Origin of the sequence: Paenibacillus sp. D2_2 (assembly GCF_031199965.1) — a bacterium.
Classification (GTDB): domain Bacteria; phylum Bacillota; class Bacilli; order Paenibacillales; family Paenibacillaceae; genus Fontibacillus.
In genome coordinates, this window is sequence record NZ_CP133605.1 from 4,563,945 (window position 1) to 4,588,915 (window position 24,971).

General features: G+C 46.3%; 22 protein-coding genes and 2 pseudogenes. 10 read left to right on the top strand and 14 right to left on the bottom strand.

The window, feature by feature from the left end:
• Positions 1 to 238: 238 nt before the first annotated feature.
• On the bottom strand, positions 239 to 1,456 hold the full coding sequence (locus RE628_RS23305) for a peptidyl-prolyl cis-trans isomerase (RefSeq protein WP_309155408.1): 1,218 nt from the start codon (positions 1,454 to 1,456) through the stop codon (positions 239 to 241).
• A 232-nt stretch (positions 1,457 to 1,688) separates the two neighbouring features.
• On the opposite strand from RE628_RS23305, the gene RE628_RS23310 reads away from it, so the two are divergent.
• Positions 1,689 to 3,044 carry a dipeptidase gene (locus RE628_RS23310; protein ID WP_309155410.1) on the top strand — a complete coding sequence of 452 codons (1,356 nt, stop codon included), beginning with the start codon at positions 1,689 to 1,691 and terminating at the stop codon, positions 3,042 to 3,044.
• Between the two features lie 301 nt (positions 3,045 to 3,345).
• Positions 3,346 to 5,976, top strand: coding sequence for a cation-translocating P-type ATPase (locus tag RE628_RS23315; protein WP_309155412.1), 2,631 nt, complete (start codon positions 3,346 to 3,348; stop codon positions 5,974 to 5,976).
• A gap of 178 nt (positions 5,977 to 6,154) precedes the next feature.
• Here the strand turns inward: RE628_RS23315 and RE628_RS23320 are convergent, their stop codons facing one another.
• On the bottom strand, positions 6,155 to 6,379 hold the full coding sequence (locus tag RE628_RS23320; RefSeq protein WP_309155414.1) for a helix-turn-helix domain-containing protein: 225 nt from the start codon (positions 6,377 to 6,379) through the stop codon (positions 6,155 to 6,157).
• Between the two features lie 282 nt (positions 6,380 to 6,661).
• Between RE628_RS23320 and efeO the strand changes: the two genes are divergently transcribed.
• The 3 genes and pseudogenes from efeO (at position 6,662) to RE628_RS23335 (ending at position 10,750) form a co-directional block, all read left to right on the top strand.
• Positions 6,662 to 7,528, top strand: coding sequence for an iron uptake system protein EfeO (gene efeO, locus RE628_RS23325; RefSeq protein WP_309155416.1), 867 nt, complete (start codon positions 6,662 to 6,664; stop codon positions 7,526 to 7,528).
• Positions 7,529 to 7,552: 24 nt separating this feature from the next.
• Positions 7,553 to 8,874: pseudogene (gene efeB / locus RE628_RS23330) on the top strand (iron uptake transporter deferrochelatase/peroxidase subunit).
• A gap of 43 nt (positions 8,875 to 8,917) precedes the next feature.
• Entirely contained in the window at positions 8,918 to 10,750 is a 1,833-nt protein-coding gene (locus tag RE628_RS23335) for an FTR1 family iron permease (protein ID WP_309155420.1), read from the top strand.
• 65 nt (positions 10,751 to 10,815) lie between these two features.
• Here RE628_RS23335 and RE628_RS23340 read toward each other — a convergent pair whose 3' ends face one another.
• A complete protein-coding gene (locus RE628_RS23340; RefSeq protein ID WP_309155423.1) occupies positions 10,816 to 11,274 on the bottom strand; it encodes a MarR family winged helix-turn-helix transcriptional regulator in 459 nt (152 codons plus the stop codon).
• 208 nt (positions 11,275 to 11,482) lie between these two features.
• Here RE628_RS23340 and RE628_RS23345 point away from each other — a divergent pair, with 208 nt between their 5' ends.
• The 3 genes from RE628_RS23345 to nagA are packed head-to-tail and all read left to right on the top strand — an operon-like array spanning position 11,483 to position 14,252.
• On the top strand, positions 11,483 to 12,346 hold the full coding sequence (locus RE628_RS23345) for a MurR/RpiR family transcriptional regulator (protein WP_309155425.1): 864 nt from the start codon (positions 11,483 to 11,485) through the stop codon (positions 12,344 to 12,346).
• A 2-nt stretch (positions 12,347 to 12,348) separates the two neighbouring features.
• Entirely contained in the window at positions 12,349 to 13,077 is a 729-nt protein-coding gene (nagB, locus tag RE628_RS23350) for a glucosamine-6-phosphate deaminase (RefSeq protein ID WP_309155426.1), read from the top strand.
• Positions 13,077 to 14,252 carry an N-acetylglucosamine-6-phosphate deacetylase gene (gene nagA, locus RE628_RS23355; protein WP_309155429.1) on the top strand — a complete coding sequence of 392 codons (1,176 nt, stop codon included), beginning with the start codon at positions 13,077 to 13,079 and terminating at the stop codon, positions 14,250 to 14,252. Before nagB ends, nagA begins: the two co-directional genes overlap by 1 nt.
• Before the next feature lie 215 nt (positions 14,253 to 14,467).
• Here nagA and RE628_RS23360 read toward each other — a convergent pair whose 3' ends face one another.
• Complete coding sequence (locus RE628_RS23360) at positions 14,468 to 15,331, bottom strand: hypothetical protein (RefSeq protein WP_309155431.1); 864 nt, start codon at positions 15,329 to 15,331, stop codon at positions 14,468 to 14,470.
• 164 nt (positions 15,332 to 15,495) lie between these two features.
• Between RE628_RS23360 and RE628_RS23365 the strand changes: the two genes are divergently transcribed.
• Together RE628_RS23365 and RE628_RS23370 are read left to right on the top strand one after the other, a co-directional pair.
• The gene (locus RE628_RS23365; RefSeq protein ID WP_309155433.1) at positions 15,496 to 15,933 is read left to right on the top strand and encodes an NAD-dependent epimerase/dehydratase family protein; all 438 of its coding nucleotides are present in this window, start codon (positions 15,496 to 15,498) and stop codon (positions 15,931 to 15,933) included.
• On the top strand, positions 15,882 to 16,439 hold the full coding sequence (locus RE628_RS23370; protein WP_309155435.1) for an NAD-dependent epimerase/dehydratase family protein: 558 nt from the start codon (positions 15,882 to 15,884) through the stop codon (positions 16,437 to 16,439). The genes RE628_RS23365 and RE628_RS23370 overlap by 52 nt, the downstream gene beginning before the upstream one ends.
• Positions 16,440 to 16,500: 61 nt before the next feature.
• Here the strand turns inward: RE628_RS23370 and RE628_RS23375 are convergent, their stop codons facing one another.
• The 10 genes and pseudogenes from RE628_RS23375 to RE628_RS23420 all read right to left on the bottom strand — a co-directional run bounded on the left by RE628_RS23375 (position 16,501) and on the right by RE628_RS23420 (position 24,960).
• On the bottom strand, positions 16,501 to 17,571 hold the full coding sequence (locus tag RE628_RS23375; protein ID WP_309155437.1) for a glycosyltransferase family 4 protein: 1,071 nt from the start codon (positions 17,569 to 17,571) through the stop codon (positions 16,501 to 16,503).
• Between the two features lie 10 nt (positions 17,572 to 17,581).
• Positions 17,582 to 17,917, bottom strand: a complete 336-nt coding sequence (locus RE628_RS23380) for a hypothetical protein (RefSeq protein WP_309155439.1) — start codon at positions 17,915 to 17,917, stop codon at positions 17,582 to 17,584.
• Positions 17,918 to 17,976: 59 nt separating this feature from the next.
• Positions 17,977 to 18,162 carry a hypothetical protein gene (locus RE628_RS23385; RefSeq protein ID WP_309155441.1) on the bottom strand — a complete coding sequence of 62 codons (186 nt, stop codon included), beginning with the start codon at positions 18,160 to 18,162 and terminating at the stop codon, positions 17,977 to 17,979.
• 10 nt (positions 18,163 to 18,172) lie between these two features.
• The gene (locus RE628_RS23390) at positions 18,173 to 19,396 is read right to left on the bottom strand and encodes a glycosyltransferase family 4 protein (RefSeq protein ID WP_309155443.1); all 1,224 of its coding nucleotides are present in this window, start codon (positions 19,394 to 19,396) and stop codon (positions 18,173 to 18,175) included.
• Between the two features lie 301 nt (positions 19,397 to 19,697).
• Complete coding sequence (locus RE628_RS23395; RefSeq protein ID WP_309155445.1) at positions 19,698 to 20,423, bottom strand: glycosyltransferase; 726 nt, start codon at positions 20,421 to 20,423, stop codon at positions 19,698 to 19,700.
• A complete protein-coding gene (locus RE628_RS23400; protein ID WP_309155447.1) occupies positions 20,420 to 21,253 on the bottom strand; it encodes a GDP-mannose 4,6-dehydratase in 834 nt (277 codons plus the stop codon). Before RE628_RS23400 ends, RE628_RS23395 begins: the two co-directional genes overlap by 4 nt.
• Positions 21,254 to 21,319: 66 nt before the next feature.
• A pseudogene (locus tag RE628_RS23405) lies at positions 21,320 to 22,161 on the bottom strand (dTDP-4-dehydrorhamnose reductase family protein).
• Positions 22,158 to 23,144: a polysaccharide biosynthesis protein gene (locus RE628_RS23410; protein WP_309155449.1), complete on the bottom strand. Its 987-nt coding sequence runs from the start codon at positions 23,142 to 23,144 to the stop codon at positions 22,158 to 22,160. The pseudogene RE628_RS23405 and the gene RE628_RS23410 overlap by 4 nt, the downstream one beginning before the upstream one ends.
• Positions 23,137 to 24,228 carry a non-hydrolyzing UDP-N-acetylglucosamine 2-epimerase gene (wecB, locus tag RE628_RS23415; protein ID WP_309155451.1) on the bottom strand — a complete coding sequence of 364 codons (1,092 nt, stop codon included), beginning with the start codon at positions 24,226 to 24,228 and terminating at the stop codon, positions 23,137 to 23,139. Before wecB ends, RE628_RS23410 begins: the two co-directional genes overlap by 8 nt.
• A gap of 363 nt (positions 24,229 to 24,591) precedes the next feature.
• Complete coding sequence (locus RE628_RS23420; RefSeq protein WP_309159543.1) at positions 24,592 to 24,960, bottom strand: glycosyltransferase; 369 nt, start codon at positions 24,958 to 24,960, stop codon at positions 24,592 to 24,594.
• Between the last annotated feature and the right edge of the window lie 11 nt (positions 24,961 to 24,971).

The window sequence follows — 24,971 nt, forward strand, 5'->3', positions numbered from 1 at the left end:
CCCACCATGATCTTCTGTTCATACCATTCTGCCATTTCTGTCTTCTCCTTCTCCTCTCTAACAGCTCCGATCCAACATTAGGCTTTGTTTTCCCTTCATTGTACCGAATCTATTCCTGAACTCAAAGCACGAAAAATTTGAGTGATTGACTCAGTAATAACAATAAATTTATGTAAAAAAAAGAGGGAGCATAATAAATATGCCCCTCTTACCCGTTTTATCTTATTTCACAGCCGTCTTATCCAGCTGCATCTGCGCTATCAGCAAGCTTATTTGTAATTTTTGCTTTACCACGCACTTCATCAATCCATGATGAAGACATTTCCGATACTTGCTGGGAGACAAGACCTTTGCGGATTTCATCTTTCTTCTCGTCAAAAGTAGCCGTATGCGCTTCTTTACGATCGGTTAGTTTGATGACAGTGTAGCCATCAGCGGTTTTAATCGGAGCACTAATCTCGTCCTTAGCTAGCTTGAAGGCTGACTGCTCAAGAGCTTCATCCTTTTCGCCTTTACTGAAAAATCCGGTATCGCCGCCACTATCCTTCGTTGCTGTATCCAGCGATTTACTCTTCGCCAATTCAGCGAAATCTGCACCACCGTTCAGTTCCTTGATAATGCTCTTTGCCTCATCCTCTGTTCCTACAGTAATAACGGACAGACGAACTTCCTCAGGTGTGTTGAAGGAATCCTTGTACTGCTCAAATGTCTGTTTGACTTCTTCATCCGTAACCTTAATTTGCGGCTCGAGCAGTTTAGTCAGCTTGAGCTGCATATCCAGGCGCTGTTTAAAATCATCAATTGTCATGCCGGAAGAGGCCAGCGCTTGATTAAATGCTTCTTCAGAACCAAAGTTCTCTATATAACTTTCGATTTCTTTATCAATATCAGCAGAGGTAATCTGAACCTTCGCTTTCTTCGCTTCTTGGTCCACCAACTCACGGTTGATGAGATTGTCGAGTGCTGCTTCCCCTCCACCAGAAGAAGACAGTTCGTTAAACAGGGTATCTTTTGAGATTTCCACTCCATTTACGGTAGCTATCGCTTCTGCTTTGTTGCTAGCAAACGGTGGTTTAATGAGCACAATAATCAACAATACGGCAAGCACCAGCGAGACGATTGGCCATACCTTGGAGCCAGATTTCCCGCCACCCGCAGGTTCTTGAGATGGCGTCCAACTGTAATGCTCAGCAGGCTTCTGGTCGCTATTGGCTAGACCTTCCTCCGCCTCATTTCCTTCTGTCGCTTCACTATCGTTCTCAGCTTGTAATTGCTCTTCTATATCTGTCTGATTATTCTCTGTAGCCTCTGCCGAAGCATCTGTTTCCGTTGTAAGATTTACTTCCTCGCTGTCAGGAACAGCTTGTCCAGCCGAATCCTCGCGACCGTTCTCCGGTTCGCCTGCTGATTCCTCTTGCTTTCCTGTTAGCTCAAGATCTTTCTCTTTATCTTCCATTCAACCTGTGACTCCCTTCTTCAATTGAAAACTCTTTCACATCTATGACTTTAACAGATTTGTCTCGTTTTAACCTTAAAGAATCATAAAAATTGTTTTTTTATTTGCTTTTTGTGCACAATCAATATTGAATCGTTAATATAGAGAAAAGCAATCATTTCTGTTCTTGCCTAAAAAGTAGTAAAATAAAGAGGAAATGATAAGGAAAATATGTTCGGGAGGAACTGACACAATGGATTATCAAAATTATTTCCAAAATAACCGCCAGACTCATCTGGATGAACTGACGGACTTACTGAAAATTCCTAGCATCTCGGCTCTGTCCGAGCATAAAGGCGATGTACAAAAAGCGGCTGAATGGATTGCTGATGCGCTCCGCCATGCCGGAATGGAGAATGTAGAGGTTACCCCTACGGCTGGACATCCTATCGTATATGGTGAATATTTGCATGCTCCGGGAAAACCGACGGTGCTCGTATACGGACATTATGACGTACAGCCGGTAGATCCGCTGAATTTGTGGGAAACACCACCATTCGAACCTTCAATCCGTGACGGCAAGCTATTTGCTCGCGGTGCTACAGATGATAAAGGACAAATGTTCCTACATATTAAAGCTGTAGAAGCGATTCTGAAACAGGAGAAAGAGCTTCCTGTAAATATCAAGTTCTGCATCGAAGGTGAAGAAGAAGTCGGCAGCCCAAATCTTCCTATCTTCCTGGAGAAAAATCAGAATAAACTCGCGGCAGATGTCGTTGTCATCTCCGATACCTCACTTCTTGAACCTGGCAAACCAGCAATCTGCACCGGACTTCGTGGCCTCTGTTCCCTAGAAGTTAGCGTGCATACAGCAAATACAGATCTGCACTCCGGTACATTTGGGGGTGGGGTACCAAATGCTCTACATGCGCTCGTAGCTTTGCTCGCTTCACTGCATGATGATAAAGGTCGTGTAGCTGTGGAAGGCTTCTATAAAGGTACGCCTGAATTGCCTGCGGAATTGAGAGAGGAAATCTCCAAGCGCGGACTGGATGAGAACAAGTTAGCGGCAAGCCTCGGTCTGGAGACGCTGTATGGCGAAGAAGGCTACAGCTTCGCGGAACGCACTGGTGTTCGTCCAACCTTGGAACTGAACGGTGTATACGGCGGTTTCCAAGGCGAAGGCAGCAAGACCGTTATTCCGAAGGAAGCTCATGCCAAGATTACTTGCCGTCTGGTCGGTGATCAAGATCCACAGGATATCCTCGATAAGATCGAGGCTCACCTAGGGCAACGCGTTCAACCTGGTGCCAAGCTGATCGTGAAGCAAATGGAGAAAGCGCACGCCTTCAACATCGATCCAGAAATTCCGATGCTGCAGAAGGCTGCCGACGCTTACGGAAAAGTATATGGGACTCGTGCTCTGTTCACCAAAGACGGCGGCTCAATTCCAATCGTTGAGACCTTGTCCCGTGTTCTTGAAGCTCCAGCCGTAATGATGGGCTTCGGGCTTCCTGACGAAAATCTGCATGCGCCGAACGAACACTTCAACCTCGACAATTTCGACAAAGGTCTGCTGACCATCGTTGAATACCTCAAATCTCTGTAATATTGAGATGAGACAATAAGAAGGCTATCCTCCGATGGTCACAAGATCAGTAACAGACTTTAATTGTAGAGATAAATAATCCCATGCAGCATATAACTACTGAACGCTGTTACTAAAGAAGCTGTCGATATCGACAGCTTCTTTGTTTTGCATAGCCTCCAAATATAAGCTGAATTGATTTTGAGCACATCTTAAGGGCTGATCGTATGAAGTAATAATCCAATCGGTTACTTCTGATCGATCTGGTTCACAATATAGATTACACAGACATACATACTATCAAAATAAGAGGTGTTTCTTGATGTGGCATTCGAAATCACAAGAAGAAGTACTTAAGGAGTTACAAGTTGATCCGGCTGTTGGACTTACTGAAGAAGAAGTACGCGCGAGGCTGGAGCAGCATGGACCGAACAAACTAAAGGGTAAGCCTAAGAAAAGCATGCTCGCTCTATTTCTGGCCCAGTTAAAGGATATGCTCATTTATGTGCTCTTGGGTGCAGCCGTAGTTACCCTAATCGTAGGGGAATATGTGGATGCCATCATTATTCTGGCTGTTGTTCTACTCAATGCATTAATCGGCGTATTTCAGGAGCAAAAAGCGGAGAAGGCTATTGAGGCACTTCAGCAAATGACCACGCCCAAGTCGCTCGTTCGCCGTCAAGGAGAGGTAAAGGAGATCAATTCCGAGGACATTGTTCCCGGGGATATTGTTATATTGGATGCGGGGCGATACATACCGGCTGATCTCAGACTGCTCGAGAGTGCCAATTTGCAGATTGAGGAATCCGCTTTGACCGGGGAGTCTGTTCCTTCGGATAAAGATGCCGCTTCTCTGCTCGAAGATCCTAAGACTCCACTTGGGGATATGTCCAACATGGCCTTCATGTCTACCCTGGTGACCTATGGAAGAGGGGAAGGCATTGCCGTAGCTACGGGGATGAGCACAGAAATGGGGAAAATCGCGACGATTCTGGATGAGGACATCCATGATCTGACCCCGCTGCAGAAGAAGCTCGAAGAGCTCGGCAAGATACTTGGCTTCATCGCCATAGGCATCTGTGTTCTGATCTTTGTTATAGGTCTTATTCAGAAGCGGGATCTATTTGAGTTATTCCTGACGGCCATCAGCTTGGCTGTGGCAGCGATTCCGGAAGGCCTTCCGGCGATTGTTGCGATTGTGCTTGCACTTGGCGTGACTAGAATGTCTAAAATCAATGCCATCGTGAAGAAGCTTCCTGCTGTGGAGACGCTGGGCTCCGTCAATATTATTTGCTCTGACAAAACAGGTACACTGACCCAAAACAAAATGACGGTCGTGAAATACTACACTGCTACTCCTCTCGGTGACGAACCTCCGGTGGAATTAATTAAATCATTTGTGCTCTGTTCCGATGCGACGCATGAGAATGGAGAAAGCACGGGAGATCCGACCGAGGTTGCCCTCGTCATTTACGGCCAACAGAACAATATTATGAAGAAATCGCTGGAGGCCGAGTACAAAAGAATCTCAGAGAAGCCTTTCGACTCCGATCGTAAGCTCATGTCCACATTAAACAAGACGAGAACGGGATACCGCGTGCATACTAAAGGGGCCATCGATCAATTGCTGAATATTTCAACCTCTGCCGTTGTAGACGGGGAAGTTGTTCCTTTAACTGAGGAACTGAAGCAGCAATATTTGAAGGTTGCCGAAGGAATGTCAGATGATGCCTTGAGAGTGCTTGGCGCAGCATTCAAAGACACAGAATGGCTTCTATCGCCGGATGAGATGGAGTTGGATTTAACGTTCCTTGGCTTCGTTGGCATGATCGACCCTCCGAGACTTGAAGTGAAGGATTCCATTCGGGAAGCGAAGTCTGCTGGGATTACAGCTGTGATGATTACGGGTGACCATCGGAACACAGCTGTAGCGATTGCCAAGGAGCTCGGCATCGCCGATTCGATCGACCAGAGCATGACAGGTGCGGAAATTGATGAGCTCTCCGACGAGGTGTTTGCGCAGAAAATCAAGAACATTCGAGTATTTGCCCGCGTCTCGCCTGAGCACAAAGTGAAGATTGTGAAGGCGTACAAAGCGCAAGGAAATACGGTATCGATGACCGGTGATGGGGTAAATGATGCTCCTTCCTTAAAGAACGCCGACATCGGCGTAGCTATGGGAATCACCGGCACCGACGTGTCGAAGGGCGCCAGCGACATGATCCTAACCGATGATAACTTCACCACCATTGTGCATGCGATTCGAGAAGGGCGAAATATCTACTCGAACATCCGTAAGACCGTCATCTTCCTCTTATCCTGTAATTTCGGCGAGGTTGTTGCGATCCTGGCATCGATCCTTTTCTTCTGGCCACTTCCGCTATTGGCTACCCAGATCCTCTGGGTCAACCTGGTAACTGATACGCTACCGGCTATTGCATTAGGTGTGGATCCAGGTGAAAAGGATGTGATGAAGCGGAAGCCGAGAGATCCCAAGGAAAGCTTCTTCGCCGGTGGTGCCGCACTCCGAGCCATTCTTGGCGGTATTCTGATCGGATCCTTAACTTTAGTTGCCTTTTACCTGGGATTAAGAGAGTATGGCTTTAGCCTGAACTCAGCGAATATCTCCGAAGAGGCGATGATGTATGCCAGAACGATGGCCTTCGTCGTTCTTGCTGCATCGCAGCTGTTCTACTCTTTTGCCAAGCGTAGCGACACGAAATCGATCTTCCAGGTCGGCTTGTTCTCTAATAAGCTTCTGGTCGGCGCGATCATCGCGGGTCTAATTCTCCAGTTTGCTTCGATCAGCATTCCATTCCTGGCGGCGGCATTCAAAGTACACAACCTATCTTTGGCAGATTGGGGAGTGGTCATAGGCTTAGCCTTGATCCCGCTCTTCATAAACGAGGTTATCAAGATGTTCTCGCGAATGGGCGCTGCGAAGCAAGCCTGAGACCAGAATGAGATGTATAAATATAATTAAACATAACGAAAAGGCTGTCGATTAAACGACGGCCTTGTTTTATGTGATTTTGGAACCGAAAAACAAGATACAACAAACAAAAAACCTCCTCTTTCTTCCATAACCGGAGGAAAAGAAGGTCCATGTCTCTGCGCCCTTGGTAAAATCGTCAGATTTTTAGCTCCCCAAGCTTGATCAGCTCTACAACCGCCTGCGCGCGACCCTTGACATTAAGCTTTTGCATGACATTCGAGATGTGGTTCCGGACGGTTTTCTCGCTGATGAATAATTGGCCGGCAATGTCGCGGGTCGTTTTATCCTGCACGAGGAGTTCGAAAACTTCCCGTTCACGATGAGTTAACAGAAATTGGCTGTTACGATCGCTACTTTTCAAAATGCGTCACCCCTCCTTGCTCGGGTTTTATAGTTTACAAGGTTAAGGGATACAGTCAAAACATTTTATGAAGAGAACGGATTATTGGTGCCGTACGAAAGTAAAATAGGCGCGCTTAGATGAAAGCTCCGTTTTTTCTACAATCCAGCTCTACCCGTAACCCCAGCGAAACTTTCTATTGACGAGTGAACCATGGTCTATTATCATCTTTTAATGAAAGTGATAATCATTATCATTGAACTCATTAACTTCATATACACATATCAAGGGGTGTCCAACGTCATGAAAATATATTATGCACTTCCAGCAGCAGCCATATCGGCGATTCTGCTACTATCCGGCTGCAACACCGGAGATAAGAATGCGAACCAAGGAGCGTTGGTAGGCGCAGCTAATTCCGAGGCAGCTTCCAAATCAAATGAAGACGACTTCAAGCAAGCGATCGATCAATACCGTGAGTATGTGATCCAGCAATGCGATGCCTTCGTTACTGAGACAGCCAAATTTACGACCGCGGTTAAAGACGGAGATATTGAGACCGCTAAGTCTCTTTACGCCCCTGCACGCATGTATTATGAGCGAATCGAACCGATCGCTGAAGCGCTAGGAGATCTTGATCCAAATATCGATGCCAGAGACGGCGACGTAGACAGTGCAGAATGGCGTGGCTTCCACAAGCTGGAGCAAGCTCTGTGGGAGAATAACACAACAGCTGGACAAGAGGAAATTGCCGATCAATTGCTGAGCGATGCGAAGCTACTCCGTGCCAAAGTAGAAACCGTAGATATCGATGCTTCCTTGCTTGTTACTGGCGCGGTAGAACTGCTTAATGAAGTGTCTACCTCCAAGGTTACAGGTGAAGAGGAACGTTACTCTCATACAGACCTTTATGACTTCGCTGCTAATGTTGAAGGCGCTAAGAAAATATTCGAGCTTTTAGAGCCACAGCTCAAAGCTAAGGATTCTGAACTGAGCAAAAATATCAGTGAACGCTTCACGGCTCTCGAGCAGGAATTAGCTCCATTCAAAGAAGGCAACGGCTATGTTAGTTACGAGAAGCTGCAAGATCAGGATGTCCGTAAACTGAGCCAGAATCTCGATGCATTAGCCGAACCTCTGTCCCAAATGGGTACTCTTCTGGGAGTGTAAAAGATGACTAACAATGAACCAGGAATGGAATCAAACCAATCGAACAAAAGCACTGAACAAGACGCGGCAACTACTGCAACAAATCTATTCTCCAAGAAAATGAGCCGTCGGGACGTGCTAAAATATGCAGGTATTGGAGGGATCGGTTTGCTTCTTGGAGGCAGTGGTGGCTACGGGCTGCTTGCGGCTAAAGAGAAGCTGTCCCCTTCTCTCGGAAAACTGGGGATCGTCGTTCTTCTATGGAACAGATCCCCTTCTACGATCAGTATCAAGCTGGGATTATCACCCGGCACAGAACTTTTTATGCTTCGCATCTTTCGATCTGTCGACGAATTCAATAACTGATGTGCGAAAGCTATTTCAGGCATGGACGGAATCCGCTTCCCTAATGACTTCTGGTCAGATGCTAGGCAATACCAACAACAATCAGAACCTCCCCCCTTCCGATACTGGAGAAGCAGCAGGACTATCGACTGCAAAGCTGACAATCACCTTCGGAGTCGGTCCATCCTTCTTCGATAGCCGTTTTGGTCTGTCGGCGAAAAGACCTGCTACATTTGCTGAGCTACCTTCCTTCCGGGGTGATGCTCTCCAACCAGAATGGTGCGGTGGCGATATCTGCGTTCAGGTATGTGCTGATGATATGCAAGTGGCCTTCCATGCTGTACGTAACCTGGCCAGAATCGCGCGTGGAACCGCCGTAATGCGCTGGATGCAGGAAGGCTTCCAACGTAGCTCTGCGGCTGATCCAAGCGGAGGAACGCCGCGCAATCTACTCGGCTTTAAGGACGGAACTGGAAATCCGGATACTCATGATAAGCAGGCTATGAAAGACATTGTATGGGCTGGAGCTGACAACGGTGCTGGCTGGATGCAAGGCGGCAGCTATATGGTAGCCCGCCGTATTCGTATGCGGATCGAAATATGGGATCGTTCTCCCTTAAGTGATCAAGAACAGACCTTCGGTCGTTATCGCGATTCTGGAGCTCCGATCGGATCCAAGGATGAATTTGCTCCGCTTGATCTGGAAGCGAAGGATTCTTCAGGCCAGCCGCTTATTCCGCTTACTTCCCATTCTCGTCTCGCTCATATGGATGGGAAGATCAAAATGCTACGCCGGGCCTATTCCTATACCTGGCGGTATCGATGCGAAGACAGGGCAGCTGGACGCCGGCCTGTTTTTCATCTGTTACCAGAAGGATATCCAGAAACAATTTATATCGATGCAGCAAAAGCTGGCCGCCAGCGATAAGCTGAACGAATATATTGTCCATGTTGGCAGTGCTGTATTCGCTTGTTTTCCTGGTGTTCGTCAGGGCGGATATATCGGTGACACACTCTTCTAGTGAGAGTTTCAATTACCTCTAATAAGGAGGTGTAGAGAGTCCAATGGAACTCCCACACGTCAAACAGGAAAGCTTAAATACCATACAACTTAAATTTGCCACAGTACTTTTAGCGTTCATATTGATAATCACAGCCTTTTGGTCTGTTCCTGTATCAGCGACAAGGACTGCTTCAGATAATGCTTCCGACCCGACCTACGAAAAGCTGCTTCCGCTGATTGGCGGTGCACTCGTCGAAGTAGGAACTCCAAATTGGGATACGGCTGCTGCAGAGCTAAGCGATTTCAGCAGCATCTGGAACACGCTGGATCACTCCGCCTCACCTGAGCTTGCTAAGGAGATTGAGGACGGATTAACGGCTGCGAAGAATGCCATTGAGGCGCAAGATCAAAGGCAGGCTAAGCTGGACCTCTCTTCACTGGCGAAAAAGGTGAATGAATATACCGCAGCACACTCTGCCGATGCAGAGAAGCCTGATGGCAAAGAATCCGCCAGTCAGCTGCTGGATATGACAGGTAAGACATTATCTGCGCTGGAACAAGGTTCGGAGGAACAGGCACAGGCCGAATACAAGCAAATTCTGAACACATGGAAAAAGCTCGAAGGACCTATCCGCGGCGGAAACTTTAACGTATATAGCGATATCGAGACACATATGAGCTTAATCAGGATAGCGTTGCAAGCAGTCCCCGTCAGAACAGAGCAGGCTATAAAAGAATTGACTACATTAAATAGCTTGCTTCAGGATTACACGGAAGGTAAATTGGACAGCTTGGCAGATTCTTCATCGACGCAAAAGAACACTCTAGTGGATACACTACCGCTGCTTGAAAAAGCCAAGCAGGCCGTTGCAGCCAAAAATGCAGAACAAGCAGCTGAGCAAATGAGCCAGTTCATTAAGCAATGGCCCTCTGTTGAAGGTGAGGTCTCTGTATCTTCCGCCAAGCTGTACACCTCAACAGAGAATCGTATGGCAGAAGCGCAGAGCTATCTGATTTCTAGTCCACCAAATTACAGTAAAGCCGAACAGATTATCGAGGCGATGATTCAGGATCTTCAGCCGCTTGCCGAACGTTCGGCGTATACCGCCTGGGATGCCGCGCTTATTCTTCTACGGGAAGGATTCGAGGCACTTCTAGTACTTACCGCCTTACTTGCTTTCGTGAACCGGTCCAAGGATACTGCACTGCGTACTACTATTTGGGCTGGGGCAGGAACTGGACTACTGATTTCGGCCATTCTAGCTATCATCTTGACATATACCATCTCTCAAGCCATCTCTGGCGGTGCAAGGGAAATGATAGAAGGCTTCACCGGACTATTTGCAGTCGTTATGATGCTCACGATAGGTTGGTGGCTGCACAGTAAGTCCAGTGTCAAAGCCTGGAATCAGTATTTATCTGAGCGGACCCACGGTGCAATCCAACGCGGCAGCCGCTGGTCTTTATTTCTTCTATCCGCACTGGCCATATTGCGAGAAGGAGCCGAGACAACGATATTCTACATCGGAATGATCCCTTCTATCCAGCCACATCAGCTGATCATTGGAATTCTGGGAGCTTTGATTGTTCTTGTCGTTCTTGGATTTTGCTTGATTTATTTTGGAATCAAACTGCCAATCCGGCCGTTTATGCTATGCGCAACGTTGCTGATCTACTACCTAGTTGTCCGCTTCCTAGGAGAGAGCATCCATTCTCTGCAAATTGCCGGATTGATCCCGGCTCACAGCCAGTCATGGCTTCCTTCAGCTGGCTGGATTGGGGCTTATCCTACTTGGGAGACGATGATTCCCCAACTATTGGTGCTTCTCTTCATCATCTGGCAGCTCACTAGGCGCAATAGTACGGATTCACACCGCACCTCCTCAGTATCATAACATATAGACAATAAGAAACCGCCTTTGACTAACCCGTCAAAGGCGGTTTCTTATTTACATGAAAATCACTTCAGTTTGCACGCTGGAACATCAGATTGCCCAACGGTTCCTATCTTCTCTATAACCTGGATCATAACCTCAAGTTCGTGGGGCTCCAGCTCCTGAAGATAGCTTCGAACCACTTCTCTGGATTTTCTCCCCGCCTCTGCGAATACCTCCGCACCTTTATCGGTTACCGATAGAAGTACCGATCTGCGGTCCTGTTCATCGTGACGACGTTGAACATACCCGCTCTGAACGAGACGGTCAACCATAACAGTAATCGCACTAGGCTTCACTTCCAGCGCGTCAGCCAAATAACTCACATTGCACGGATCAGTTCGGGCAATAAGAGCAAGCATATGGAACTGCGGTCCTGTTAATCCAAGATCCCGATGCTGCATAATTTCGGTTTGCATTTTCTTGAATGTCTTAGACCAGGCAGCCATCAGCCGCTCCACATAATCATCAAGATTCGAATCCAATGTTACTCCCCCTCTTCGAATCATAATGCCTGATTCAAGTGTATTATGGGAACGTCGAAAATACAAGGAAACTGTCATAATTTCCGGTCTGTTGTGCTGTAATCCCTTGATTTTAACAACAAAATAAACTATGATGAAATCGAAATAATTTTCATCTATTCAACAATAATTGCAAAAATAATTTTCATGACTAAAGAGGGTGATTTCAATGCTCACTCCTATCCTGCATGCGCTCTCTAGTAATCTGGATAATTTACCCCCTCAAGAGCGCAGGCTTGGAGAGTACATTTTGCAGGCCCCTTCTTCCGTGATTCATCTCGGCATAACTGAGCTTGCTTACGCTTGCAGCATCAGCCCATCAACCGTAACACGATTTTGCAAAACCTTTCATTTCAAAGGCTTTCCGGATTTCAAAATGAAGCTGGCCGGTGAACTTGGTCAGATGACGGAGGCAAATCAATATCAGGATCTGAAGGCTGGCAATGACCTGCAGGAAATCGTCAAAGCGATCGAAGCCAATCATCTGGCCTCCATTACGGATACAACGAGGCTGCTCGATATGAATAAGCTTGAGACGGCTGTGCAAATACTGTGCAGAGCAAGAAGGATCGATCTGTATGGTGTTGCAACCTCATCCGTGATTGCTCAGGATTTCTATCAAAAATTAATCCGGATTGGCAAGAACTGTACTGCCTTCTCCGATTCGCATATGCAGATCACTTCTGCTTCCACACTGGGGGAGGATGATGTTGCGCTAGCTATTTCCTATTCCGGAGAGACCCCGGAGACAATCGATGCGCTAAGATGTGCCAAAGATAGCGGAGCCGTTACGGTATCACTCACACAGTATGGGAGCAATCAACTCGCTTCCCTTGCTGACATATCCCTATTCTCTTCATCATTGGAGAAAGGTATGCGTCGCGGTGATATGGCATCCCGCATCGCTCAGCTTCACGTTATCGATATTCTGTTCACAGGCATGGTAAGTATGGAATTTGAAGATTTCATTCCCAAGCTGGAAAACTCTTATCAGAATGTTCAAACCTATAGGAAACGACAAGGAGGTTATTAATAATGATAAATATTATTAAAGTTAACAATGAGCAGCAATTTAACGAGACAGGTGCGGGAATCATTGCCAGTCTTGTTCAATCCAATCCAAGAGCTAATCTCGGTTTAGCCACAGGTAGCACACCGGTGGGAGTCTATCAGAGACTCATTGAGCTGTACAATGAAGGTGTAGTGAGCTTCAAGCTGGCAAGTAGCTACAATCTAGACGAGTACATCGGACTGACCGAGGATCATCCAGAGAGCTACAGACGCTTCATGAACGAGAAGCTGTTCAACCATATCGACATGCCACAGGAGAACACTCACGTTCCTTCCGGTAATTCCAGCAACCCTGAACAGGCTGCTGATGAATACAATCGTCTGCTGGATGAAGCAGGCCAGATTGACCTTCAATTGCTTGGACTAGGACATAACGGTCATATCGGGTTCAATGAACCTGATGAGGATCTGCAAGCTCAGACGCATATCGTAACCTTGGATGAGCGTACACGTGAGGCTAATGCACGCTTCTTCGATTCCATTGATGAGGTGCCAACGCACGCAATCACGATGGGTATCGGCTCGATTCTAAAGGCGAAACAAATTCTGCTTATGGCCAAAGGCAAAGATAAGGCAGAGATCGTCGCCAAAGCGCTAACAGGACCAATTACAACAAAATGTCCGGCCTCATTCTTGCAAACCCATCCTAATGTCGTCGTTATTCTAGACCAAGAAGCAGGGAGTCTTGTATAATGAGTAACTATAATTTTCAAATGGTGAATGGCAAAATCGTCACTCCAAAAGGCATCATCGAAGACGGAGCCGTTACTGTGGAAGACGGGGTCATCACCTATGTCGGTTCGACAGCAGGCATCCCCCAAGAAGCAGCTGGATTGGATACCCTAGATGCAGCGGGAAAATATATCCTGCCTGGATTTATCAATGTCCATGTACACGGTGGAATGCTAGAAGATTTCTCCAAGCCAAGCAAAGCCGGTATCGACGCTATCACGAAGATGCATGCAAGCCAGGGAACAACTACCATGCTGGCCACAACAATGACTATGCCGAAGCAAGTGCTCGATGGAGTACTGTCTGAAGTAAACAGCTATATGCAGGATGATATGCCATATGCTCAACTCGGCGGTGTCCATCTGGAAGGACCGTTCATTAGCCCAAAATGGCCTGGTGCACAGAACCCAGCTCATATCGTTCCTCCGAATAAAGAGTGGATCGAGCAATGGGAAGAACAGTATCCTGGATTAATCAAGCAAGTTACTTTCGCACCGGAGCGCGAAGGTTCACATGAACTTATTCGTTTCTTGCGCAAAAAAGGAATTGCCGCAGCAGCCGGTCATACAGACGCTACCTATGAAGATATTATGTCTGCTCAAGCTGTTGGCTTGAACCATTCGGTTCATATGTTCAACGCAATGACTCCGCTGCATCATCGTAAACCTGGAACTGCGGGAGCTATTCTGAGCACTCCAGCGATCAGTGCAGAGATTATTGCTGACGGTATTCATGTACACAAAGCAGCTATTAAATTGCTGGCTAGTGTGAAGACAGATCACAATCTGCTGCTTATTACCGATGCGATGTCAGCCGCAGGACTAGGAAATGGCGATTACATGCTGGGCGACCTGCCTGTAGTTGTTAAGGATAATGTATGTACTCTGAAAGAGAGCGAAGGAACGCTGGCTGGTAGTACGCTAACAATGATCCGCGGCTTCCGCTATCTTGTACAGGAAGTTGGTCTGTCCATCGAGAGAGCTTCTGAAGCGGCTAGTGGAAATCCAGCAAAATTACTTCGTATGGACCATGTCACCGGCTCCATTGAGACAGGCAAGCAAGCGGACCTGCTGCTGGTAGATAACGATCTCGAATTGCAAGAAGTTTGGATTAAAGGTCGTCAATTTCAGAAATAAAATGAAATGAATTAGAGGCTCCTTATTATAGATAAGGGAGCCTCTTTTTACGTTGATCTAAGAAAATTAGCGATGCATTGGAGCTCGGTAGCCGTCGGTGGATAACCCATTAACTCCACTTGGGGTTGGGGTATATCCGCTAGGGCCGGTCATCGTCCCGGCTCGTCCCGGAAAGATTCGTTCCACCATTCGTTCAAAATCACGAATATTTCCATTCAGGGTCGCACCATCACGTGATTTGGTCGTATATCCCCCGCACCCGTTACAAAGTCCGGATCCGATGAAATATAGACGTTCTGAATATGTGGCGCTGTTTTCTTAATCTTCTTCGTTATTTCATCCTTTACATGTTGTGGAACATAATCCCTAACAGCACCTGTACCAGTACCCGTACCACTCGTACCGAATGGTCTCACCGAATTAGTCCGAATACCATGAGTCCCACGAGTCCCATTGGTCATGAAATTATTCGTTCCGTAGGTACCAGCCATACCGTCTGTTCCAGGGGTACTGTAAGTTCTCCCCCATCCTGTTCCATTTCTATGAGGCCCATTAAGCCCGTCCGTATTAACCCCATGCAATCCATTCGTGCCATAAATACCGTTCATTCCGTAGGCTCCATAACCTCTAGTCCCATAATTCGTACCGTTGTTCAAGCCTGTTCCTGTTCCTCTCATAACTCCTGAAGGATTCAATGGAGTAGTACCCATTCCTTTGGCCGAAATTCCAGAGCTATGATTGACCCCGTGAGGATTGTGCAAAGTTAAAGCGACATAGGCATCACGATCCGATACTAATACATGTGCGGTCTGAACATCGGATAGTCCAGATATTTTATTGCTTAATATTGGACTGGATTTCAGAGAGTGAATGCGGTGCGTCGTTCCGTGACCGGCACTACGTGTGAACATCCGATTGCCGGGCTTAATGGAATTCACGTCATAACGATGCTCAGTCTGACGCAGGCTCTGCGTACGGACATTGTTGTTCTTCGTTGTCGTACCGCAACCGGTAATACTCACCATCCCAGCAATTAGAGCAGCGGAGAGTGATAAACTAACGATTTTGTATCCTCGCATGTAGTCATCCCCTAACAAATAATTTTATGATGATCAGAACTTAGGATGCTCTTATCGCGAATACGAAATTCAGGTAAACTTAACCGCACCGCCCATGCCTGGCGCCAAAGCTTCCTCCCCTTCATACGATACATATTATGTAGGTCTTAAGGGAGGATAATAATTTGAAGAAAGTAGTCGTGACGGGTGGGGCCGGGTTCATTGGTTCACATCTTGTGCAGCACTTGATCGGCCAAGGAGACGAGGTACACGTTATCGATGATTTGAGCACCGGGAAAATAGAGCTCCTGAATCCTGGGGCCAAGCTGCATGTGCTTGATATCCGTTCAAATGATGCCGCTGAACTGATCACGGCAATCCGGCCTTCACTGGTAGTACATTTGGCAGCACAGGCCGATGTTCAGCACTCTGTTCTCGATCCCGCAGCCGATCTTGACATTAATGTCAACGGAACCTTAAATATCCTGAGAGCCTGCCGGGAAGCAAATGTTAGTAAGATAATATTCACATCAACATCAGGGGTCTATGGGAGAATATTCAAGAACTCCTTGTGGAGTCAGATCCGGTCAAGCCGATCTCCTTCTATGGATTATCCAAATTAACAGCAGAACAATATATCGCTCTATTCGACCTTTTATTTGATCTTCCCTATACGATTCTCCGGCTTGCTAACGTATACGGACCTGGTCAGACTCCTAAGGGAGAGGGCGGAGTCATCGCGATATTTATGGATAAGATTAGACGAGGGCTTCCACTCACCGTGAACGGAGATGGAGAGCAAACTCGTGATTTCATCTACGTCGAGGACGTCGTACTCGCCATATTAGCAGCTGCAGATTGCGGAGATCGTAATATTATTCATGCAAGTACAGCGAGTCGGACCTCTCTGAATGAATTGATCAACCTTCTGAGATCACTTCATACTCACCCGATACAGGTCATGCATCGTCCAACCAAACCTGGAGATATCAGGCATAGCTGCTTATCTAATACGAAGGCCTCTCAGCTTCTACAATGGGAACCACGCTATACCTTACTGCAGGGGCTAGAAAAAACTTACCGCAGTGCTATGATGACCCCCGATCCACCAGCAGCCGGAACATTATAACTTCTTATAAAAATAAGCCGACCCCTGATCCAGGGGTCGGCTTTATTTCTTCATTCTCCATTTATATGCTGTAAAGCATATTAATGAAATTTTTGCAGTATTTATCGATTCCGAATTCCTTATAAATATGGTAATAGGCGGCGTCACGAAAATAATCTCTTTGGACATGATTATTAATCAAATCCCTCGCTTCGCTTACAGCCTGGCCGATATCGCCCAAGGTATAGCTCTTGCCGGTCACATTATGAATAACCGATGTGGCGACACCGTCTGAATTCGTAGCTAGAACGGGACATTTACAGCTCATCGCTTCCAGAATAGATTGCGGCGCACCCTCAACCTTAGATGTTGAAATCAAGAATCCACCGGATTCACCCACTGTAGAGAAATAATACCTCATCTCAGAATTTGGTACATTGGAGAGCAGTCGGACCCGGCCATGTAGGTTCAGCTGATCGAGCATTTGGGTAAATTGCTCACGTTCTGATGGAATAGATAGATTGGAATCCTCGAACATCAACATCTCCAGATCCGGATAATAATAACTCAACTGATGACCTATCACGAGAAATTCTCGCCAATTTTTATTATCTTCTATTCTGCCGACCCAAGCGATAATGGGATGCAACGGACTATAGACAGGCAGATAGGTGAAATAATCAGAATCAAAGCAATTGTTGAAATTAAAATGTGGAATAGAAGGATACAGCTCCTTAAATAAATCAGCAATATGTGGTGTTCTCGGATTCAACAATGCGGAAGCATGAGCATTGACAGTAGGAATAGCTTCGGTCAGTTTTGCTCGTGCGGTCTCTTTTGGTCCATAGCCTTGAATCTCTAGAATAAATTTCCCATAATACCCCATCGAGCGGAATCTCTCGAAGCATTTATGATCTGTTGTTACAATAATCGTCTGATAGTTTCCAAAGTCCAATATCTGCTTCGTCTCATAATCATCACTTGTAATAAAAATGGGAAAATCAACGGGATTTTGTATCCCAGCGCCCCAATTATAATATAAGCAATCTGCTTGGATCCCATATCGGCGTAATGCCTGACAACGCTGCCGATTGACCGAATCTACACCGCCGCTCGGTACGAAAAATACAAACAGGATGTTCAGTGCACCCACCTCCAGCCTCCTAATTAATTCTGACCGCTTCCTCCTGAGTAAATATAGCTACGGGATTCGCACCATTCCAAGCCCTCAAAGTCACAGCCGTCATGTCATATTGATTGATATTGGTAACCATAATTAGTTGGAACGGAGAAAATTGGGTCGTAATGCGCGGAATGACGACATTAACCCCCTGAGCTAAATGATACAACCCTCGATACAATAAACCCTGCGGCGTATAAACTGTAATTAGCATCTCGAATCCTTCATTACCTAGATTGCACAGTTCTAGGTCAAAGGCTTGAATAAATCGAGAATTAATAACACCATAATCATCCGAAATCAATCGTAAAATGGACATATCATGCCTCCAGCAATCTGTATGATTTCTAACCATCATATGCTCCTTAAGCCATATGTCTATTGATGCTGATCTCCAAAGCGAAGAGACAGAACTATATTGTCTGGCAATTGATAATCATGCGGTAGCAAGGCAAATATTCTATTCCAGGTTACATAATCCACCTCTACTTCCGAATGGGACGTCTGCACGGTAAAGATCCGGTTATACAAATCCGAGATAATCATAAAGCGATCGCTCATCATGAAGCCCTCCTTAGTGATATTGATTCAAAGCCTTGTGATAAACCTCGATCAAGCGGTCCACCATTCCATCCATGGACCAGTGTGAATCCGCCCATTTCTTTGCTTGCCTTGCGATCTCTAACCTAAATGGTTCATTCTCCAACAATAATCGCATATGCTCCGACAGCACCATCGGATCCTTAACAGGATGAATCAATCCCGTCCTGCCGTGCTCCGCCATCTCAGGCAATCCACTGGCGTTAGAGATACATACAGGAACCCCTGCCAATTGGGCCTCCATCACAGAAAAAGGCTGATTATCCTGGATACAGGAATGAACAAAAATATCGGATAGAGCCAATAGTCCTGGCACATCGTCCCGCTCTCCGAGGAATAAGCAATCATTTTGAAGTGATAAACCTTGCACCTGGTTCTCAAGTTCCTCCCTTTGCTCACCCGCTCCGACTATCCAGCATACCCAATCATTACGATAGTTTCTCAATATACCAAGTGCTGAAATTAGAACATCGATCCCTTTGACGAAGGTTAGCCGGGCCGGACATATGATCACTTTCTTGCCTGCGGGCTTCGATATCGTAGTTCCTTGGCTGGCTTTATTCCAGAATGTTCGAGCATCAATTCCGTATTGAATCACCTCAATGTTCGGATTGAATACACTGAGCTCATACACCAGCAAGTTCTTCATCCAATGATTCGCCGTAATTGTTGGCGTTCCTGACAGCGCGCCATAATGCTCAATCGACTCAAAATATTTCCATTCAGGATCATTATTCGTAACACCAGACTGCGGATTCATCTGAAAGAATCGTTTCAGTTCAGCCGATACTGATCCATGTACATGTGCAACAAGCGGCTTATGGGACGGTTTCACCCGGCTAAGCGCCCGTGCCGCGAATATATCCTGCGTATCAATAATGTCATATTGATTGAGATCAAAATAGGCGGCCGCCAACTCTAGAAAATAACGATCCATCTCATAGAAGGTGATCAAAGGTCCTGCAAATAAAGCCGGTGCGCTGTCTGGATTCAACTTGGCGCTTAGCATCGGGCGCAGCAGGTCCTTCGACAATTCCCAACCTCGATTTGGCACATGGAACTTAGAGTAATCCGTACTGTTCCCGAGTAGATCAACTTCATGTCCACGAGCTTCGAGTGACTCCTTAAGCTGGGTCATATATTTCCATACCCCACCTACATGAGGAATCAGCCAATAAGTGGCTAACAATATCTTCATATTTTCTCCTTCCCAGACGAAAATCCGTTCCCTTCCGGATCTCTCCTATATCATCATGTTCTGCAGTGCTTATTACCAATAGTGGCTGTTTAGAAGATCAAGATAGTACAATATATTGAAATACTGGACAGCAAGACACGACATTTGAACCCCTACCCGAAAAAACAGTCAAGTATAAGCAACCTAAAATATATGTAAACAAGCAGGCGACTGCGCATTCCAACTATGCATGCGAGCCGCCTATCTTCTTTACGAAATGAGTCGCTTCTTGGAATTCCCCTATCACAACATATAACCCTATCTAGCAGCCTCCATTTTTATATATTAGCCCCATTACAGCTTCTCGCGATCGTTCTTGAATATGACTATATTCCATCCAAATTTCGTCTGAGTGGCGGCGGGTACCCATATCATCATGCCATCTATACATCGTCAACGGTTGATTCAAGAACGGGAAGAAAATTCCCGCTTGAACGACCCGCACCCAGAACTCCAGATCATGCGTATAGCGAAGCGATTCATCAAACATTCCAATGTATTGAAAGAGGTCTTTGTGCATCATGACCGTACAACCGTTAACAGGATTAGCATTCAAAAAGGTGCGATAGAACACTTGCAAATTGTGATACCGGTTGTCGGGGACAACATTTGCATGTGTAATTCGCCCCAAGCTGTCGATATAATGGTAATTCGTGTGTGAGATGAGGGCTTTATGCTGAATCATGAACTGAACCTGGTTATTGATCTTATCTGGGATGAACAGATCATCAGAGCTAAGCCAGGCAATGTAATCCCCTGAAGCATGACGGATTCCATAGTTAAGTGCCGTAGCCGTCCCTCCATTTGCTTTGCCCAAATAATACACTCGATTCAAATAAGGGGTCACCAGTTCCTGATGACTTGTAGATCCGTCATCTATAACGATAACTTCAATGTTCTGATAAGATTGTTTCAAGGCGCTTTCTATCGCCTGATTGACATAAGAGCAATTATAGAAAGGTATTATGATCGTAACTAGAGGGTTCATCGAATCTCCCCTTCCGTAGTGCGAAAATATTCAATAACATCCCCTAGCGATTGTATAATAGGAATTTGCGGGTACCAGCCGAACCCCTCTATCTCCGCTGCTTGCTCTGAGAAGCTAGAGCCTGCTGAAGGCCGCTCATCCCCCCAAATCAGAGGGACGTTCTGATCCGCTACGAATAGCATTTTATCTGTAATCTCTCCCAGACTTCGCTCAATTCCCGAACATACCGGATAGACTTCTCCAAATGAACCTGATAGCAGTAAATACCCGTAAGCACGAACAGCATCGCGCACATCCAAGAAATCACGGCGGTCCGCTCGTGAAGAGATGCGAAAAGGGATAGGTGTTCTCCCTAGCTCGCTTTGCACAACATATCTGCCCAGCAATGAGCAGAAACCTGTGGACCTACCTGGACCGATTAAATTTGACGGTTCTGCCAAAATTACTTTCTGGTTGAACAACTTTCTCCAAGACAAGGCTACCGCTTTCTGTAAACCCTTGCTTAAACCGTAAGGATGCGTGGCCTTGTCAAGAGACGCCAATTCTACCGAAATTTTCGAACCAACGACAAGCATGATGCAATCTGGTCTAGCACGCATTGCCTCCAGCAAGTACAGCATAGGCATTAAATTGGATTGTATATAGAGTAAAGGCATATCCCATGACTCGGAAACCGAATTCTTTCCTCCAAGATGGAGAATATAGTCGGGAGCAATTCTCTTAACGAGATCGGATACGCGGGAATGATCCAATAAATCACAAGAATAATACTGGATACCATCCACCTTCAGAACTCGCTTCATATCGCGTACAAGGGCTGCAACTTGCATCCCAAGCTTAGAGAAATATTCGCAGGCATGTCTGCCAGGTAAAGCCAGAAGCGCCGGTAATGAGAATTACTCGACCTCGGAGTGCTTCTGTCTCATCCATATTTCCATCTCCTCTAACATATCGCGATAATGAGGGACCGTGTATTTCCAATCCGTCCGAGTAGATATAATACTTCGATCAAGCACAGGGGTATCACTTGGCACAATCTTTACCCCTGTTACATTCCAAATCTCCTGCATGAGCATGAGCAGCTCATATTTACTGATCCGCTTCGGATAAGACAGATGGACCAGACCGGATATAGGAGAGTCCAATAAAGAATCTATCGCTTTGGCCAATTCCAAAGTGGTCACGCCATTCCATAGTACATTGACATATCCCTGGACGACTCCACTGCTCTGCATGAACCAATGCATCAGGCCAATGCCAGACTTTCGAATCTCAGGGCCGATAATAGAAGTGCGGAGGGTAACATGACCCGGAGCCCGTACTTCCCCAAGAGCCTTCGTTAATGCATACACACTGACTCCATCCGGTTCATCATCCTCCTGGTAGCCTCCACGAGAACCCAGGAATACACAATCCGAACTAATATGAATCAATCTTGCGCCCAGGTTATCAGCCATCCACTGCAGGCGATGTGGAGAAAACCGTTGATGTGGTAAGCATTTATTTTGTCGTTCTCTGCGAACTGATTCAGGACCCCTACGGCATTAATAATAACCTGAGGTCGGACTGCTTCAAGCACCTTCTCCACCTTAAGGCAGTCTGTTACATCGAGTAGCAGACCGCCTTCATCGGATTTATCCCGGGTCGTATAAAATACGGTATGTCTCCCTTGTCGCCGGAAATATTCTATAATGAGATGTCCGGCCATACCCTGGCCGCCCAGAACGAGCAGCTTCATGAGAGAAAACCTCCACGCTTTAACATCGCCTTGATTTCATTCTTGGACATCAAATGCTGATTTGAACTGAAGCTGCTGAAGGATACTAGCTTGCAATTTTTGTAGTGTTCCTTCAATTCTGGTATATTGACCGTCGGCAGAATGACCAAGTATTGTTCATCGTACACAATGGTATTCATACTTTCGAAGTCGCTCATCAATATCTCGTGGATTTTCTCACCAGGACGTATTCCGCTTTCCACCAGTCCTACCCCTGGTATTCCAGAATTTTCAATGAGCACCTCGGCCAGATCTACGATCCGGCAGGTCGGCATCGTCATGACGAAGATCTCCCCGCCTATGCTTTCCACAGATGCCTTGAACAAGAGACTAATCGCATCGCGCAGCGTCAGGAAGAATCGTGTCATATTGTAATCTGTAATGAAGACCTGCTTCTTCTTTTGGATCTGATCTTTGAACAGATGGACTACACTTCCGTTCGTACCAAGTACATTCCCACCTCGAACGGTTACAAATCGGGTTTTACTATGCAGCAAATTAGCGTAAACGATCAACTTCTCTCCGATCGCCTTAGTTATTCCGTAGAAATTGGATGGATTCGCCGCTTTATCTGTGGATATATAGATGACCTTGCTGACACCGTTATCTATCGCTGCTTCAATCACATTTTGTGTGCCGATAACATTTGTCTTGAGCGCTTCATATGGCTGGTCTTCACATACCGGAACATGCTTGAGTGCGGCCAGATGGAACACATAATCCACACCTTGGCATGCCGCTTTGAGCGCCTCCTTATCGCGAACATCCCCGATGCAAAAGTTCAGTCTCGGATCCTCAAATTTACGGTTCATTTCCACCTGGGTTGACTCATTCCGCGAATATATAATGACCTCTTTAGGCTGCTGAGGCAGCAATTGGGTAATCAATTCATACCCCCATGAACCGGTGCCCCCAGTCACCAATATACGCTTATTCTCAAACATGCCATTTCCCTCCAAACATAAATTTGACTACTCTCTCTGCAACCCGGTCGGCCATATATTCCTTAGGGCACTCCCAATTTCGATCCATCTCAGTCATCAATTGTACTGCCGCATATATACTCCTGGCATGAAGCCCGGATACGATGTTGCTACCGCAATCCACTGTCTCTGGGCGCTCGGTAGATCTTCGCAATGTCACCGCTGGTACATGCATGATGCAACATTCCTCCTGCACTGTACCACTATCAGTCAGAGCGCATAGCGCATGCCTCTCCAGCATGACGAAGTCGAAGAAACCAAAAGGCTCATGGAACTCAATTAATGGGTTCAGCTTAAGCTTAAGATCGCTCGTCATTCGCGACTTCGTTCTTGGATGAAGACTACATATCATGCGGTGTCCGAACTTTTCAGCTACCAGATTGAGCCCATTCATAATTTCCAGCAGATTCTCAGGATGATCTACATTCTCAGCACGATGGGTCGTAACTAGGAAATATTCACGAGACTTAAGCGCCAACCGCTCCAGAATATTGCTCCCGGAAATATCCTCCTTGTAATGCTCAATCACTTCAAGAATCGGATTTCCAGTAGTAACAATCCGATATCCGGGAACTCCTTCGGCAATCAAGTGCTGTTTGCTCTGTTCTGTATACGGCATATTAATTGAGGAAATGGCATCAATCACTTTTCTATTCTTCTCTTCTGGCACCTCCAAATCAAAGCATCTGTTCCCCGCCTCCATATGGATGACCGGGTATCCCATTCGTTCGGCAAGAATAGCGCACAGCGCACTATTCGTATCTCCCAAAAGCAGCACTCGGTCCGGCTTCTCAGTATCCAGAATTTCTTCCATTTGCGAGAACATGGCTGCCATTTGCTGACCTAATGTCGCTTGCCGATCCTGAAGGACATAATCTGGTTGTCTTAGTCGCAATTCCTGGAAAAAGATCCCACTCAGGCTATTGGTAAAGTTCTGTCCCGTATGCACCAGAATGTGCTTATCCGCATAACGATCCAGTAACGGAATAATTAGACTTAATCTGATAATCTCCGGGCGTGTACCTAAAATCGTCATGATTCTCACATTCTCAACTCCTTCGTATATAGCTTAGGGGGTCGTTCAACTTTATATGGGGTATGGGACACTCGATGCCATTTAGATTAGCGCAGATTCCCTAACGCCCCCTACGCCGACGGGATGACTTTCGCCGTGTTGGCCGCTGCGATAATCTCTTCGCTGTCTTACGACTAGATCGTGAATTCGCCCATGATCTCCTTTTCCTACGTATACCGGATGTAGAACGGCGCTTATGTCTGACCTTCATCTTTGACTGGGTCATCGGAGGATTTATGGGAGACACCAAGATTGAATCCACTGGATCAACGACTCTCTGAAGCATAGTCGGAGCAGAATCAGGAATTAAAGGAAGTTGAACCATACTTCCGCTCACCTCCCGATCCGACTGACCATATCCTGCATTCGTTCGCTGTACGATTCCATTCCGAAATGGGTTATTGCCCCATAGTGGTTATGTCTTCCAACTTGTTCCTCCAACCCCGGTGTCTCAAGTAATTCTCTTGTTTTCTGGGCTAACTCCATCACATTTCCGGTGGTGACCAGATAATATCCACTCCCAACGGATGTCAGAATTTCTTCTAGCCCACCCGAGGCATATGCCACAACCGGCTTACCGAATACCATCGCTTCCAGTGCCGTCAATCCAAAGCCCTCTCTCACTAAGCCCGGAATAATAACGATATCCATGGCACAATATGCCGCCTCAACGTTTTGCTCATGATCTACAAAAATGAACATGTGCTTCAAAC

Bases quoted from the DNA above. Each gene is read 5' to 3' on its own strand.
- RE628_RS23335 (WP_309155420.1), top strand. From the start codon at position 8,918: ATGGAACTCCCACACGTCAAACAGGAAAGCTTAAATACCATACAACTT.
- nagA (WP_309155429.1), top strand. From the start codon at position 13,077: ATGAGTAACTATAATTTTCAAATGGTGAATGGCAAAATCGTCACTCCA.
- RE628_RS23310 (WP_309155410.1), top strand. From the start codon at position 1,689: ATGGATTATCAAAATTATTTCCAAAATAACCGCCAGACTCATCTGGAT.
- RE628_RS23385 (WP_309155441.1), bottom strand. From the start codon at position 18,162: ATGATGAGCGATCGCTTTATGATTATCTCGGATTTGTATAACCGGATC.
- RE628_RS23390 (WP_309155443.1), bottom strand. From the start codon at position 19,396: ATGAAGATATTGTTAGCCACTTATTGGCTGATTCCTCATGTAGGTGGG.
- nagB (WP_309155426.1), top strand. From the start codon at position 12,349: ATGATAAATATTATTAAAGTTAACAATGAGCAGCAATTTAACGAGACA.
- RE628_RS23315 (WP_309155412.1), top strand. From the start codon at position 3,346: ATGTGGCATTCGAAATCACAAGAAGAAGTACTTAAGGAGTTACAAGTT.
- RE628_RS23395 (WP_309155445.1), bottom strand. From the start codon at position 20,423: ATGAACCCTCTAGTTACGATCATAATACCTTTCTATAATTGCTCTTAT.
- RE628_RS23410 (WP_309155449.1), bottom strand. From the start codon at position 23,144: ATGTTTGAGAATAAGCGTATATTGGTGACTGGGGGCACCGGTTCATGG.
- RE628_RS23420 (WP_309159543.1), bottom strand. From the start codon at position 24,960: ATGTTCATTTTTGTAGATCATGAGCAAAACGTTGAGGCGGCATATTGT.
- RE628_RS23400 (WP_309155447.1), bottom strand. From the start codon at position 21,253: ATGCAAGTTGCAGCCCTTGTACGCGATATGAAGCGAGTTCTGAAGGTG.
- RE628_RS23360 (WP_309155431.1), bottom strand. From the start codon at position 15,331: ATGCGAGGATACAAAATCGTTAGTTTATCACTCTCCGCTGCTCTAATT.
- RE628_RS23345 (WP_309155425.1), top strand. From the start codon at position 11,483: ATGCTCACTCCTATCCTGCATGCGCTCTCTAGTAATCTGGATAATTTA.
- RE628_RS23380 (WP_309155439.1), bottom strand. From the start codon at position 17,917: ATGTCCATTTTACGATTGATTTCGGATGATTATGGTGTTATTAATTCT.
- RE628_RS23305 (WP_309155408.1), bottom strand. From the start codon at position 1,456: ATGGAAGATAAAGAGAAAGATCTTGAGCTAACAGGAAAGCAAGAGGAA.
- efeO (WP_309155416.1), top strand. From the start codon at position 6,662: ATGAAAATATATTATGCACTTCCAGCAGCAGCCATATCGGCGATTCTG.